The organism is Streptomyces sp. NPDC107562, assembly GCF_055657325.1.
Genome location: NZ_JBVKBE010000003.1, coordinates 183,933 through 196,438, shown reverse-complemented (window position 1 = coordinate 196,438; position 12,506 = coordinate 183,933). Strand labels below are relative to the sequence as shown.

Below are 12,506 nucleotides of genomic sequence, written 5' to 3'. Positions count from 1 at the left end.
GTCCGGTCAGACGCTCCACTTCTGGTTGTCGGTGCCGGCGCAGCTCCACAGTTGCAGCCAGGCGCCGTTGCCCCGGTTGTTGTCCACGATGTCGACGCACTTGCCGACGACGGTGTTGACCAGGTCGTGGCTGCCGTTCAGCACGAACTTCTGGGCCGCGTTGCCGTTGCACCAGGCGAGCTGGATGGGCGTGCCGTCGCCGAAGTTCGCGTTGGCCACGTCGAGGCACTTGTCCTTGATGCGCACGGTGCCGTCGGAGGCGAACTGCAGCTTCTGGGCACTGCTGTTGTTGCAGTCCCAGACCCACAGCCTCTTGCCGTCGGCGAAGTCGCTGCCCGGTACGTCGATGCAGCGGCCCGAGAGATGGCTGCGCACGGAGAGGGGGGCGCTGAACGTCACTCCCGGCCGGGCGGGCTTGTCGTCGCCGCCGGAGGCCGTGTCGCCGCTCGACTTCGCGGGCCGGTCCTCCTGGACCGTGTCGCTCTTCGGGCGCTCCTGCCGCGGGGTGTCCTTCCGCGGCGTGTCCTCGTCGGCGTCCTTGCCCGTCCCGCCCGCGGGGGTCTGCGCGGAGGTGCCCGCGGGGGCCTCCCGCGACGGCTTGTCCGGCTCGGCGGAGTCCTTTCCGCCGTCGCCCCGGGAGCCCGCGTCGGGTTCGGTGGCGACGAACTCGCCCGGTGCCTCCTGGGAGCCGCCACCGAGCACGGTCCCTCCGGCGGACGTCGACCTCGGGGGCTTGTCGTCGTTCCCGGCGAGCACCAGGAACGGCACCGACACGAGCAGCGCGCCCGCGACCGCGGCACCGGCGAGCGCCGCCTTGCCCGGTCGTCCCACCTGACCGGCCTGCTGCTGCGGCCGGTCGATGGCGGTCGCGGTCATGGTCCGCACGAGTGCGGGCAGCCGGCTCTTGGCCACCGCGGCGGCGCTCGGATCGGCCTCGGCCTCCTGCCGTGCCCCGGAGCCGGGCCCGGTCCCGGAGTCGGACCCGGTCACGGAGTCGGACCCGGTCTCGGAATCGGGCCGAGACCCGGAATCGGACCCGGACCGGGACCCGGTCTCGGAGCCGGGCCCGGTCACGGAGTCGGAGTCGGGCCGAGACCCGGAATCGGACTCGGACCGGGACCCGGACTCGGACCGGCTGCCGGAGACCGCCCCGCTGTCGGGAGTGCTCTCGTGGCCGTTGTCCGGGCCGTTCTTCGGGCCGTGCTCCGGGCCGTTCTCCGGGCCGCCGGTGTCCGGTTCGGTGGTCCGGGCCTCGGGGGCCGTCTCCGCCGTGCCGGCCTCCCCGGTGCCGGCGTCGGCACCGGTCTTCGCCGCTACGGAACCGGGCTCCGGTGCGGCGGCGGTGGCGGCCACCGCGGTCGGGGCCGTCTCCTCGCCGTCGGAGCCCGACTCCGTCCGTCGGGACGTAGGGGTGTGCTGGACCGAGCGCGTCACGGGGTCCTCCCTGTGATGTGGGGCCAGGGTTCAGATGAGCTGGGAGTGCGGTCCGCGGCCGGCGGTCCGCTACGGTCCGCCTCCGCCCCGCGTGTCCCCTCGGCGTCCGGCGCCGGTACGGGACCGAGCAGGCTGTCCGCCGGGACGACAAGGGGAGCCGCGGCTCCGGCGTTGACCATCAGCAGGGTGCCCGAACCACTGAGTGAGCGGGCCAACTCCCGCGCCGGGAGGGTGTCATGCCGAAGTGCCGCGGACATGAACGCGTGCGCCGGTGAGGTGAACAACAGCACCACCGGCGCCCCGTCCCGCCCGGCGGCCGTGAGCGGTCCGCCGTCCGGTCCGCGCACCACGGTGATGTCCGCCTCGGCGAGCGCCGCGAGCGCCTCGTCCACCGAGCCGTAGCCGGTGGCGGCCCGCTGTGCCGCCGCGTCCACCGGATCGGTGGGGTCCGGCCAGCCCAGCACCCGGGCCGAGGGCCGGTACTCCGGGTTGGCCCGGTAGGCCCCCACGCCGCCGCTCTCGTCCGACTGCCACTCCCCCACCACGGCCCACGACGGCGGCGCCTGACGCCGCGTCCACTCCGGGTCCACCACCCCGATCCAGTGCCCCGGCGCCCGGCGGGCGGCGGCACGTACGGCGTCGGGTATGTCCGCGGAGCCGGAGTCGTCGGACCCCTCGGGCAGGGCACCGTGCCCGCCCTCCTGCCGTTGTCCGGGCCGCATCTCCACCTGAACTCTAGGTTCCGTACGAGTACTTGAGTGCCGAACGACATGCGCGCGGGTCGGCACTGATCGGATCGGGGAGCCAACAGGATGCCACACGAGCCCCGCCCGTAACGGGTCGGGCAGGGTCCGTATCGGGCTTCCCCACGCCCGATTCCCGCCCGGGTGGGGGACTTTCCGGGAGCAGGAAGGCGTGCGGGACATAGCGGCGCGGCAGTGGGGGCGGGTGGGTCGGCTGATCACCCCCGGTACGGGCTAAGTTGAGGCGTACGGGAAGACCTCGTAGCGCGCAGAGGCGCCGGACCGGCCCGCGGCCGCCACCGCGTCGGGTCCCGCCCCCACCACCGTCAGCTCCGCCACCGAGGAGGAGTACCGCATGTCCCCCCAGCACCAGCCACCCGGCGAGAACGCGGAGGCGGCCGTCGCCCGCGTAGAGGAGGCCGGCTTACCGTCCACGCCCTCCAGCCCGGACGAGAAGGCGCCGAGCACGTCGGCGTCCCCCGAGGCGGAGCCCGGCACCACCCCGTCCGGGACCACGGCTCCGGCCCCCGCGGAGGACACCGACGCCACCGCTTCCCCGGCAGGGCAACGGAACACCACCACCCCGTCCTCACCGGCGCCGGACACCGCCCCGTCCCCCGCGGACACGTCGACCACCGCCCCCTCACCCACGAACGGGGCCGCCGCGGCCGCGGACGAGGATGGCGCCGTGGCGGCGGCCGTCGTGGCGGTGCCGCCGGGCGTCAGGACGGAGACCGCCGTCGGCCGTGGACGCCCCAGGAAGCCGGTCCTTGCGGGCGCCGCGATCGCCGGCGCCGTTCTCGTCGCCGTACCGCTGCTGCTGGCCGGGAGCGGGAGGGACGAGCCCCGTGACTCCGCCAAGGGGCTCGCCGCCGGTTCCGACACCGTCCTGAACCAGGACTCCTCCCCCGCGGCCCTGGACGACTACGTGGCGCAGAAGCCGGATCCGTCGCCGAAGAAGGAGAAGCCGAGGAGGAGCGACCCCCCGAAGGCCGACGCTCCCGTGCCCGCCGCGCCCGCGCCGCACCCCAGCCCGAGCGGGACGCCCGAGGCGAAGCCCACGCCCAAGCCGAAACCGAAGCCGAAGCCGAAGTCGAGCCCGCAGCCGAACTGGAGCACGGAGACCGTCCACGCGACCAGCGTGCTGGAGGTCAACCAGGCCTGGACCACCAACCGCATACGCATGGTGATGCAGACCGACGGCAACCTCGTCGTCTACAACGAGCACGACAAGCCCGTGTGGGCGTCCATGACCTTCGGCAGCAACCACCGTGCGATCTTCCAGCAGGACGGCAACCTCGTCATCCACAACGGCGACGACCGCCCCATCTGGGCCTCGCAGAGCCACGGCAACGACGGCGCGCAGCTGGTCCTCCAGGCCGACGCCAAGGTGGTCATCGTGCACGACGGCCGGGTCGTCTGGTCGACCTGACACCCGTCGGCGTACGGGTCCGCGCCGACCTCCTCGACGCCGGGCGGGGCCGCGGCCGCGCCCGGCGGTCCGGTCAGGCGTCCAGGTCGTCGGCGAAGTGACGGTAGCCGTGCCGGTCGGTGTGCATGCCCCACAGCACCTCGGCGAGCACTGCCGGGTCCTTGCGGTCGTGCCCGGTGATGATCGCGCCGGGGATGACCAGCTGCCCGACGTGGATGCCCTCCGCGGCCAGCGTGTCGTGCAGCAGATGACCGTAGGCGCTCTCCGCGGCGAAGGCGATCGACGTGCCCGCCCGGTCGGGGTGCGGGACCACCGCGGTGCCGCCGTTGACGAACAGGACGGTGCCGCGCCCCAGGGCCCGCATACCGGGCAGCACCTGGCGGACCGCCGTGACCGGGCCGTGCACGGAGAACTCCAGCGGGCCGAGCAGGTCCGCGGGGCCGGTCTCCAGGACCGGGCGCATGAAGTCCGGGTGCGGGACCGGGCTGTACTGGAGGATCTCGACCGTGCCGAGCGTCGCGTCCGCCGCGTCCAGTGCCGCCCGCAGGGCCTCGGTGTCGCGTACGTCGGCGGCGAAGCCGCGCGCGACGATCCCCTCGTCGGACAGGTCGGCGGCGAACCTGTCGAGCCGGGCCCGGTCACGGGCGACGAGGGCGACGGAGTGGCCCTCGCTGCCGAACCTGCGGGCGACGGCGGCCCCGAGTCCGGGGCCGGCTCCGATGATGGCGATGGTCGTCATGGTGTGCTCCCCGGGATGACGGAGGCGGCTAGGACGTCGTACCGAGTGCCGCGGCGGTCTCCTCGACCACCGTCGCCGCCCGCTGCTCCGGCACGCCGGCCGCGATGAGGAGGGCCACGGCGACGCGGGTGCCGTCGTCGTCCAGGTCGCCCGCGTTGACGCTCTGCAGCAGGGCGAGGATCAGGGCCTCCAGACCGGCGCTGAGGACGGCGGGCGGCAGTTGGGTGTGGAAGACGCCCTCGCGCTGCCCGCGTTCCAGGATGGCCGTGGCCTCCGCGCGGGCCGGGGCCAGGATCTCGGGGATCCGGTCGACGCCCAGGTCCTGGCGGGCCAGGGCGAGCAGCAGGCGGTAGCGGTCGCCGACCGGCCACAGGGCCAGCGTGAACCACGCGAGCGCCCGTTCGGCCTGATCCCCCGGCCGTCTGCCCTCGGTCACCGCGCCGCGCAGCGTCTCGGCGGCCTCCTCGGCGAGCGCCTCCAGCAGGGCCGCGCGGCCCGGGAAGTGCCCGAAGAGGGTGCGCCGTACCACGCCGGAGGCCCGCGCCAGCTCCTCCAAGGTCATGTCGGGGTTCTGCCCCAGTTCCTGGCGGGCCGTCGCCAGGATGCGCGCCCGGTTGGACCGCGAGTTGCGCCGCATCGGCTCACGGGGGGCGGGCTTGGTCACGGCAACCTCGGCGGATGTGGGCGGCGGGACGGGCTGCTCCCATCTTGGCACGTGGGGCGGAGGGTGAGAGCGCGCCGGCCGCACGGCCGCCCTCCCGGCGTGGGGGTCCGCAGCGGGGCACGACGTGGCCCGCGCACCCGCTGCCGGACGGGCCGGCGGCAGCTGCGCGGGCCGGCGGTCAGCTCTGGGCCAGCATGACGCCCTGCTGCTGTGCCGCGTGGAAGTCCGGCAGCGGCAGGCCGCCTTGCATGCGCAGCTCCATGAGCGTGGCCTCGACCTGGGCCTTGCCCTTCGTGAAGACCTGGTTGCGCGGCTTGCCGGTGTTCTGCCAGCGGTGTTCCTTGCCGTCGCACACGGCGCGGGAGCCGCCGATTCCGTACCGGACCGAGGGGTCCGCCTGGGTGAGGGAGGAGCTGATGAAGACAGGTCCGGTGGCGTCGGCGCAACGGTAGGTGCCGCTGAGGGTGATCGAGCCGTCGGGGCCGATCCGGGCCGCGGAGTCGACGGTGATCGACTCCTTGGTCTCGGCCGCCGCCGACGTCGCGGGGACGACGGCGACGAGGGCCAGCGCGACCGTGGCGGCGGCGCCGAGCGCGGGGCGCAGGGACATGGGAGGACCTCCTGAGGTGGGGGCTTCCACTGGTACCCGGCGCCCGCGTCCGGGGGCGTGACCGTCACTCCTTCGGTGGCGAGTCCGCCCGGCCGTACGGGAACCGTCCGGGTGTTGTCCCCGTCTTGTCACGCTTCTCGGCGGTCCGTTCCCCGGCGTTCACGGCGGGAGGATGGTGTGAGCTGTACGGATGGTCCTACGACCGTTGAGGTGCGCCATGTGTTCCCACCAGCCTTCGTGCTCCCGGCCCGACGCCCGCGCCCCGCATGTCGTCGCCGCCCACCCCGAGCAGGGGTGGAGCCTGCTGTGCAGCGGTGCGATCGTCTTCGACGACACCGGTGCGCTGCTGCCCGACGGGCGCGTGGTCGCGCCGTGGCGTCAGGGCAGCACCGCGAACCCGTCGAGCTCCACCGTCGCCGTCTCGTCCCACAGCCTCACGACCTCGACGACCGCCATCGCGGGGTAGTTCCGTCCGGCCAGGCTCCGCCAGACGCGGCCGAGCTCCGGGGCGTGCGCGCGGTAGGCGGCGACGTCCGTGGCGTAGACGGTGACGCGGGCGAGGTCGGCCGGGGTGCCGCCGGCGGCGCGCAGGGCGGTCAGCAGATTGCCGAGCGCCCGCTCGAACTGTTCCGGCAGGGTGTCGCCGACGATCTTGCCGTCGGTGTCGAGGGCGGTCTGGCCGGCCAGGAAGACCACCCGGGATCCGGTGGCGACGACGGCGTGCGAGAAGCCGGTGGCCGGGGAGAGGTCGGGCGGGTCGATGCGCTCGGCGGTCACGGTCGGGCCTCCAGGGTGGCGTACAACTCCTTGGCGATGATGCCGCGTTGCACCTCGCTCGCCCCTTCGTAGACACGCGGGGCGCGCACCTCGCGGTAGAGGTGTTCGAGCAGGTGGCCGCGGTGCAGCGCCCGCGCGCCGTGCAGCTGGACCGCCGCGTCGACGACGTACTGCGCCGTCTCGGTGGCGAGCAGCTTCGCCATCGCGGCGCGTTTCGGGACACCGTCCGCGCCCTCGTCGTACGCCGTCGCCGCGGCGTACACCATCAGGCGGGCCGCCTCGGTGCGCAGGGCCATCTCGGCGACCTGGTGGGCGACGGTCTGAAGGTCCTTCAGCTTGCCGCCGAAGGCGTCCCGCCGTGCGGTGTGGGCGAGGGTGGCGTCCAGGGCCGCCTGGGCCATCCCGAGGGCGAAGGCGCCGACGCTGGGGCGGAACAGGTTCAGCGTGCCCATGGCGACCTTGAAGCCCCGGTCCGGCTCGCCGAGCACGTCGGCGGCGGTGACGGGCACGGCGTCGAAGCGGAGGGCGCCGATGGGGTGCGGGGAGAGCATGTCGAGCCCGGTGCCGGTGAGGCCGGGCCGGTCGGCCGGCACCAGGAAGGCGGTGACGCCGCGGGCGCCGGCGTCCGGGGTGGTCCGTGCGAAGACGGTGTAGAAGTCGGCCTCGGGGGCGTTGGAGATCCAGCACTTCTCGCCGGTGAGCCGCCAGCGACCGAGGCCGTCGGCCTCGGCGGACGGCGCGTCGGCCAAGTCGTGGTCCGGATCGGCGCGCAGGGACAGCGCGGCCGCGTCCGACCCCGCGCCCGGCTCGCTGAGGGCGAAGGCGGCGATCACCGCGCCCTCGCGCACCCCCGGCAGCCAGCGGTCGCGCTGGGCCGGGGTGCCGTGGGCGTGGACGGGGTGGGCGCCCAGGCCCTGGAGGGCGAGGGCGGTCTCGGCCTCCGTGCAGGAATGGGCGAGGGACTCGCGCATCAGGCAGAGGTCCAGCGCGCCGGAGCTGAACAGCCGGTCCAGGAGGCCGAGTCGGCCCAGTTCGGCGACGAGGGGGCGGTTGACGTGGCCGGGCTCGCCCTTCTCGGCGAGCGGGCGCAGCCGTTCGGCGGCGAGGGTGCGCAGCTCGGCGCACCGTGCCACCTGGTCCGGTTCGAGTGAGAATGCGGGCACCTGCCGGTCCTCCCTCCGGAGCGGTCTCACCCGACGGTATCGCGCCCCGTTGACTGCCGTCACCAACACGATACGCTCCTCGTGCGAGCCCACCACTACGCCCACCAGGCAAGGGGGCGAACCGCCATGGACGACCGTCCGATCCGCTCCGGCCACCTCGACACCTTCGCGCGCGACCATCTGCCGCCGCGCGACCAATGGCCCGAACTCCGCTTCGACCTGCCGGAGCTGCGCTACCCCGAACGGCTGAACTGCGCCGCCGACCTCCTGGCCGGCCCGCCCGACGACCGCCCCGTCTTCCACACCCCGCAGGGCCCCGCCTGGACGTACGGCGAGCTGCGCGCCCGCGTCGACCGGCTCGCGCACGTGCTCACCACCGGCCTCGGGATCGTCCCCGGCAACCGCGTCCTGCTGCGCGGCCCGACCACACCGTGGCTCGCGGCCTGCTGGCTGGCAGTGCTCAAGGCCGGCGCGGTCGCCGTCACCGTGCTGGCCCAGCAGCGTCCGCACGAGCTGAGCACGATCTGCGAGATCGCCCGCGTCCGGCACGCGCTGTGCGACATCCGGGCCGTCGACGACCTCGCCAAGGCGGAGATACCGGACCTGCGGATCACCACGTTCGGCGGTGACACGCCCGACGACCTCCTCCACCGCCCGGCGCCCCCCACGCCGTTCCCGGCGGCGGACACCGCCGCGGACGACGTGGCCCTGATCGCGTTCACCTCCGGCACCACCGGACGCCCCAAGGGGTGCATGCACTTCCACCGGGACGTCCTCGCGATCGCGGACACCTTCTCGCGGCACGTGCTGCGTCCGCGCGGCGACGACGTCTTCGCGGGCAGTCCCCCGCTCGGCTTCACCTTCGGCCTCGGCGGTCTGGTGGTCTTCCCGCTGCGGGCCGGTGCCGGCGCCCTGCTGCTCGAACAGGCGGGCCCGAAGCAGCTGTTGCCGGCGATCGCCGAGCACCGGGTGTCGGTGCTGTTCACCGCGCCGACCGCGTACCGGGCGATGCTCGGCGAGCTGGACGGGCACGACCTGACATCCCTGCGGCGCTGCGTGTCGGCCGGTGAGAACCTGCCCGCGGCCACCTGGCGGGCCTGGCACGAGCGGACCGGGCTGCGGGTCATCAACGGCATCGGCGCCACGGAGTTGCTGCACATCTTCATCTCCGCGGCCGACGAGCACATCAGACCCGGTGCGACCGGCGTGCCCGTGCCGGGCTGGCAGGCCCGCGTGGTGGACGCCGACGGGCACGAACTGCCCGACGGCGAGCCGGGACTGCTGGCGGTGCGCGGCCCGGTCGGCTGCCGCTACCTCGCCGACCCACGGCAGCGGGAGTACGTACGCGGCGGCTGGAACGTCACCGGCGACACCTATGTCCGTGAGCGCGACGGCTACTTCCGGTACGTGGCCCGTGCCGACGACATGATCATCTCGGCCGGGTACAACATCGCCGGGCCCGAGGTCGAGGACGCGCTGCTGCGGCACCCGGACGTGGTGGAGGCGGCCGTCGTCGGCCGGCCCGACGAGGCGCGCGGCATGACGGTGGTGGCGTTCGCCGTCCTCAAGGAGGGCGCCGAACGGGACGCGGAGGCGTTGCGCACCTTCGTCAAGTCCGAGCTCGCGCCGTACAAATGCCCTCGCGAGATCGTCTTCCTGGACGCCCTGCCGCGCACCGCGACCGGAAAGCTCCAGCGGTTCCGGCTGCGCAGCGGAGGTGACCGGCAGTGATCCGCACGACTTAAGATGATCAACGTGTCCGACCAGCACGCCCCCCGGTCCCTCATCGTCACGCTGTACGGCGCGTACGGCCGCTTCATGCCCGGCCCGGTTCCGGTGGCCGAACTGATCCGGCTGCTCGCCGCGGTCGGCGTGGACGCACCCTCGGTGCGCTCGTCGGTGTCCCGCCTCAAGCGCCGCGGCCTGCTCGTGCCGGCCCGCACCGAACAGGGGGCTGCGGGGTACGCACTCTCGCCGGAAGCCCGGCAGTTGCTGGACGACGGCGACCGGCGCATCTACGGCGCCGTGCCGCCCGAGGACGAGGGCTGGGTGCTGGCGGTGTTCTCCGTGCCGGAGTCGGAGCGGCAGAAGCGGCACGTGCTGCGCTCCCGCCTGGCCGGGCTCGGCTTCGGCACGGCCGCCCCCGGCGTGTGGATCGCCCCGGCCCGGCTGCACGAGGAGACCAGGCACACCCTGCAACGGCTGCGCCTCGACCCCTACGTCGACCTCTTCCGCGGCCGGCACCTCGGCTTCACGCCCACCGTCGAGGCGGTGGGCCGCTGGTGGGACCTGGCGGCCATCGCCAAGGAGCACGAGGCGTTCCTCGACCGGCACGCGCGCGTGCTGCGCGCCTGGGAGCGGCGCGCGGACACCCCGCCCGAGGAGGCCTACCGGGACTATCTGCCGGCGCTGGACTCCTGGCGTCATCTGCCGTACATCGACCCCGGCCTGCCCGCCGCGCTGCTGCCCGGGAACTGGCCGGGTGTGCGCTCGGCGGCGGTGTTCCGGGGACTGCACGAACGGCTGCGGGACGCGGGCGCCGTCTTCGCGGGCCTGTGACGTGACGGGGAGAGCGCCCGGGAGCGCTCCGGCGGCCGGGGGTACGGCCGCCGGTGACCTTCGGCCTCAGCCGCTCAGCGTCAGCCGCGGCTTGGGGGCGTCGGTGCGGCCGGTGCGCGGTGGGCGGCTGCCCGCCCGGTAGGGGGCCGGCCAGACCACGCCCGGACCGTCGTACCCCTGCTCGGCGGCGGCGTGCAGCGTCCAGTGCGGGTCGTACAGGTGCGGGCGGCCCAGCGCGCACAGGTCCGTCCGGCCCGCCAGGATCAGGGAGTTGACGTCGTCCCAGGAGGAGATCGCGCCGACCGCGATCACCGGGACGCCCGCCTCGTGCCGGATCCGGTCCGCGAACGGCGTCTGGTACGACCGCCCGAACTCCGGCCGCTCCTGCGCCACCACCTGTCCGGTCGACACGTCGATCGCGTCGGCGCCATGCGCGGCGAAGGCACGGGCGACGGCGACGGCCTCCTCGGGCGTGGTACCGCCCTCGGCCCAGTCGGTCGCCGAGATCCGCACCGTCATCGGCCGCTCCTCCGGCCACACCGCCCGCACGGCGTCGAAGACCTCCAGCGGGAAGCGGAGCCGCTGGGCGAGCGAGCCGCCGTAGGCGTCGGTGCGGCGGTTGGTCAGGGGGGAGAGGAAGCCGGAGAGCAGATAGCCGTGGGCGCAGTGCAGTTCGAGCAGGTCGAAGCCGGCCCGTGCGGCCCGCCAGGCGGCGGCGGTGAACTGTTCCCTTATGTCGGTGAGCTGGGCACGTGACAACTCGCGCGGCGTCTGGCTGTCGGGCCGGTACGGCAGTGGGGAGGCGGCGACGAGCGGCCAGTTGCCCTCGGGCAGCGGCTCGTCCATGCCCTCCCACATCAGCCGGGTCGAGCCCTTGCGCCCGCTGTGACCGAGTTGCACACCGATCCCGGTGCCGGGTGCCTGACGGTGCACGAAGTCGTTGATCCGCCGCCAGGCCTCGGCCTGCTTGCCGGTGTACAGGCCCGCGCAGCCGGGGGTGATCCGGCCCTCCGGGCTCACGCACACCATCTCGGTCATCACCAGCCCGGCGCCCCCGAGCGCGCGGGCGCCGAGATGGACGAGGTGGAAGTCGCCGGGGACGCCGTCGACCGCCGAGTACATGTCCATCGGGGACACCACGACCCGGTTGCGCAGGGTCAGTCCGCGCAGCCGGAACGGGGTGAACATCGGGGGCGTGCCGGGCGGGCAGCCGAACTCGCGCTCCACGGCCTCGGTGAAGTGCGCGTCGCGCAGCCGGAGGTTGTCGTGGGTGACGCGGCGACTGCGGGTGAGCAGGTTGAACGCGAACTGCCGGGGGCGCTGCCCGAGGTACGACGCGAGGTTCTCGAACCACTCCAGGCTGGCCCGGGCGGCGCGCTGGGTGGAGGCGACGACGGGCCTGCGCTCCTCCTCGTAGGCGGCCAGGGCCTCGGCGAGGGTGGGCCGTTCCTCCAGACAGGCCGCGAGAGCGAGGGCGTCCTCGACCGCGAGCTTGGTGCCGGAGCCGATGGAGAAGTGGGCGGTGTGCGCGGCGTCGCCGAGCAGGACGACGTTCGCGTGCGACCAGCGGTCGTTGACCACCGTGCGGAAGGTGGTCCAGGTGGAGTTGTTGGACCGCAGCGGTCGGCCGCCGAGCGCGTCCGCGAAGATCTTGGCGCAGCGCTCGACGGACTCCTGCTCGCCGAGTTCGTCGAAGCCCACCGCGTCCCAGACCTCCTCGCGCATCTCGACGATCACGGTGGAGGCGTCGGGGGCGTAGGGGTAGCCGTGCAGCTGCATCACGCCGTGCTCGGTCTCGGCGATCTCGAACCGGAAGGCGTCGAACGCGAAGTCGGCGGCGAGCCAGATGTACCGGCAGCGATGCGCCGTGATCTGCGGCCGGAACGCGTCGGCGTGCGCCTCGCGTGTGCCGCTGTGCACCCCGTCGGCCGCGACGACGAGGTCGTACGAGGCCGCGAGCGAGGCCGTGTCCGGGGCCTCGGCGCGGAAGCGGAGGTCGACGCCGAGCTCACGGCAGCGGTCGTGCAGGATCTCCAGGAGCGTGCGGCGCCCGAGGGCCGCGAAGCCGTGCCCCGAGGAGGTGTGGCGTTCTCCGCGGTGGACGATGTCGATGTCGTCCCAGCGGACGAAGTGCCGTTGCAGTGCCTCGTGGACGACCGGGTCGGCGTGCTCGATGCCGCCCAGGGTCTCGTCGGAGAGGACCACGCCGAAGCCGAAGGTGTCCTCGGGGGCGTTGCGTTCCCAGAGGGTGATCTCGCGATCCGGGTCCAGGCGTTTCAGGAGCGCGGCGGCGTAGAGACCGCCGGGGCCGCCGCCGATGACGGCGATGCGTCGCGGCCGGGTCGTGGTCGTACGCGCGGTTCCCCGCGCCCCGGGAGTGGGCAT

The 12,506-nt window shown here is 74.1% G+C and carries 12 protein-coding genes and 1 pseudogene; 4 read left to right on the top strand and 9 right to left on the bottom strand.

Annotated features, from left to right (window positions below):
• Positions 1-6: 6 nt before the first annotated feature.
• The 3 genes from ACZ7LV_RS11270 to ACZ7LV_RS11260 all read right to left on the bottom strand — a co-directional run bounded on the left by ACZ7LV_RS11270 (position 7) and on the right by ACZ7LV_RS11260 (position 2,534).
• The gene (locus ACZ7LV_RS11270) at positions 7-1,434 is read right to left on the bottom strand and encodes a ricin-type beta-trefoil lectin domain protein (RefSeq protein ID WP_471938098.1); all 1,428 of its coding nucleotides are present in this window, start codon (positions 1,432-1,434) and stop codon (positions 7-9) included.
• Positions 1,431-2,156, bottom strand: coding sequence for a type VII secretion system-associated protein (locus ACZ7LV_RS11265; RefSeq protein ID WP_471938096.1), 726 nt, complete (start codon positions 2,154-2,156; stop codon positions 1,431-1,433). The genes ACZ7LV_RS11270 and ACZ7LV_RS11265 overlap by 4 nt, the downstream gene beginning before the upstream one ends.
• Before the next feature lie 255 nt (positions 2,157-2,411).
• Entirely contained in the window at positions 2,412-2,534 is a 123-nt protein-coding gene (locus tag ACZ7LV_RS11260; protein WP_471938094.1) for a hypothetical protein, read from the bottom strand.
• Here ACZ7LV_RS11260 and ACZ7LV_RS11255 point away from each other — a divergent pair.
• A complete protein-coding gene (locus ACZ7LV_RS11255; RefSeq protein WP_471938093.1) occupies positions 2,533-3,609 on the top strand; it encodes a mannose-binding protein in 1,077 nt (358 codons plus the stop codon). The two genes, ACZ7LV_RS11260 and ACZ7LV_RS11255, sit on opposite strands and share 2 nt — an antisense overlap.
• 73 nt (positions 3,610-3,682) lie before the next feature.
• On the opposite strand, the gene ACZ7LV_RS11250 is transcribed toward ACZ7LV_RS11255, so the two are convergent.
• The 3 genes from ACZ7LV_RS11250 to ACZ7LV_RS11240 form a co-directional block, all read right to left on the bottom strand.
• A complete protein-coding gene (locus tag ACZ7LV_RS11250; RefSeq protein ID WP_471938091.1) occupies positions 3,683-4,348 on the bottom strand; it encodes an SDR family NAD(P)-dependent oxidoreductase in 666 nt (221 codons plus the stop codon).
• Between the two features lie 28 nt (positions 4,349-4,376).
• Entirely contained in the window at positions 4,377-5,012 is a 636-nt protein-coding gene (locus ACZ7LV_RS11245; protein WP_471938089.1) for a TetR/AcrR family transcriptional regulator, read from the bottom strand.
• A gap of 178 nt (positions 5,013-5,190) precedes the next feature.
• Positions 5,191-5,622 (bottom strand): DUF6299 family protein, encoded by a 432-nt coding sequence (locus ACZ7LV_RS11240; RefSeq protein WP_471938087.1) that lies wholly within the window; start codon positions 5,620-5,622, stop codon positions 5,191-5,193.
• 217 nt (positions 5,623-5,839) lie between these two features.
• On the opposite strand from ACZ7LV_RS11240, the pseudogene ACZ7LV_RS11235 reads away from it, so the two are divergent.
• A pseudogene (locus ACZ7LV_RS11235) lies at positions 5,840-6,001 on the top strand (DUF5999 family protein); the annotation flags it as partial.
• On the opposite strand, the gene ACZ7LV_RS11230 reads toward ACZ7LV_RS11235, so the two are convergent.
• Positions 6,001-6,399 carry a RidA family protein gene (locus ACZ7LV_RS11230; protein ID WP_401678734.1) on the bottom strand — a complete coding sequence of 133 codons (399 nt, stop codon included), beginning with the start codon at positions 6,397-6,399 and terminating at the stop codon, positions 6,001-6,003. The pseudogene ACZ7LV_RS11235 and the gene ACZ7LV_RS11230 overlap by 1 nt on opposite strands.
• Positions 6,396-7,562, bottom strand: coding sequence for an acyl-CoA dehydrogenase family protein (locus ACZ7LV_RS11225; RefSeq protein WP_471938085.1), 1,167 nt, complete (start codon positions 7,560-7,562; stop codon positions 6,396-6,398). Before ACZ7LV_RS11225 ends, ACZ7LV_RS11230 begins: the two co-directional genes overlap by 4 nt.
• Before the next feature lie 126 nt (positions 7,563-7,688).
• On the opposite strand from ACZ7LV_RS11225, the gene ACZ7LV_RS11220 reads away from it, so the two are divergent.
• Both ACZ7LV_RS11220 and ACZ7LV_RS11215 read left to right on the top strand, forming a co-directional pair.
• The gene (locus tag ACZ7LV_RS11220) at positions 7,689-9,293 is read left to right on the top strand and encodes an AMP-binding protein (protein WP_471938083.1); all 1,605 of its coding nucleotides are present in this window, start codon (positions 7,689-7,691) and stop codon (positions 9,291-9,293) included.
• 15 nt (positions 9,294-9,308) lie between these two features.
• A complete protein-coding gene (locus tag ACZ7LV_RS11215) occupies positions 9,309-10,121 on the top strand; it encodes a PaaX family transcriptional regulator (protein ID WP_471938081.1) in 813 nt (270 codons plus the stop codon).
• 66 nt (positions 10,122-10,187) lie between these two features.
• Here the strand turns inward: ACZ7LV_RS11215 and ACZ7LV_RS11210 are convergent, their stop codons facing one another.
• Positions 10,188-12,506: a bifunctional salicylyl-CoA 5-hydroxylase/oxidoreductase gene (locus tag ACZ7LV_RS11210; protein ID WP_471938079.1), complete on the bottom strand. Its 2,319-nt coding sequence runs from the start codon at positions 12,504-12,506 to the stop codon at positions 10,188-10,190.

What these genes read in the sequence shown, in the direction of transcription:
- ACZ7LV_RS11255 (WP_471938093.1), top strand. Translation starts at nt 2,533, where the DNA reads ATGTCCCCCCAGCACCAGCCACCCGGCGAGAACGCGGAGGCGGCCGTC.
- ACZ7LV_RS11210 (WP_471938079.1), bottom strand. Translation starts at nt 12,506, where the DNA reads ATGCCCACTCCCGGGGCGCGGGGAACCGCGCGTACGACCACGACCCGG.
- ACZ7LV_RS11215 (WP_471938081.1), top strand. Translation starts at nt 9,309, where the DNA reads ATGATCAACGTGTCCGACCAGCACGCCCCCCGGTCCCTCATCGTCACG.
- ACZ7LV_RS11265 (WP_471938096.1), bottom strand. Translation starts at nt 2,156, where the DNA reads ATGCGGCCCGGACAACGGCAGGAGGGCGGGCACGGTGCCCTGCCCGAG.
- ACZ7LV_RS11240 (WP_471938087.1), bottom strand. Translation starts at nt 5,622, where the DNA reads ATGTCCCTGCGCCCCGCGCTCGGCGCCGCCGCCACGGTCGCGCTGGCC.
- ACZ7LV_RS11260 (WP_471938094.1), bottom strand. Translation starts at nt 2,534, where the DNA reads ATGCGGTACTCCTCCTCGGTGGCGGAGCTGACGGTGGTGGGGGCGGGA.
- ACZ7LV_RS11250 (WP_471938091.1), bottom strand. Translation starts at nt 4,348, where the DNA reads ATGACGACCATCGCCATCATCGGAGCCGGCCCCGGACTCGGGGCCGCC.
- ACZ7LV_RS11220 (WP_471938083.1), top strand. Translation starts at nt 7,689, where the DNA reads ATGGACGACCGTCCGATCCGCTCCGGCCACCTCGACACCTTCGCGCGC.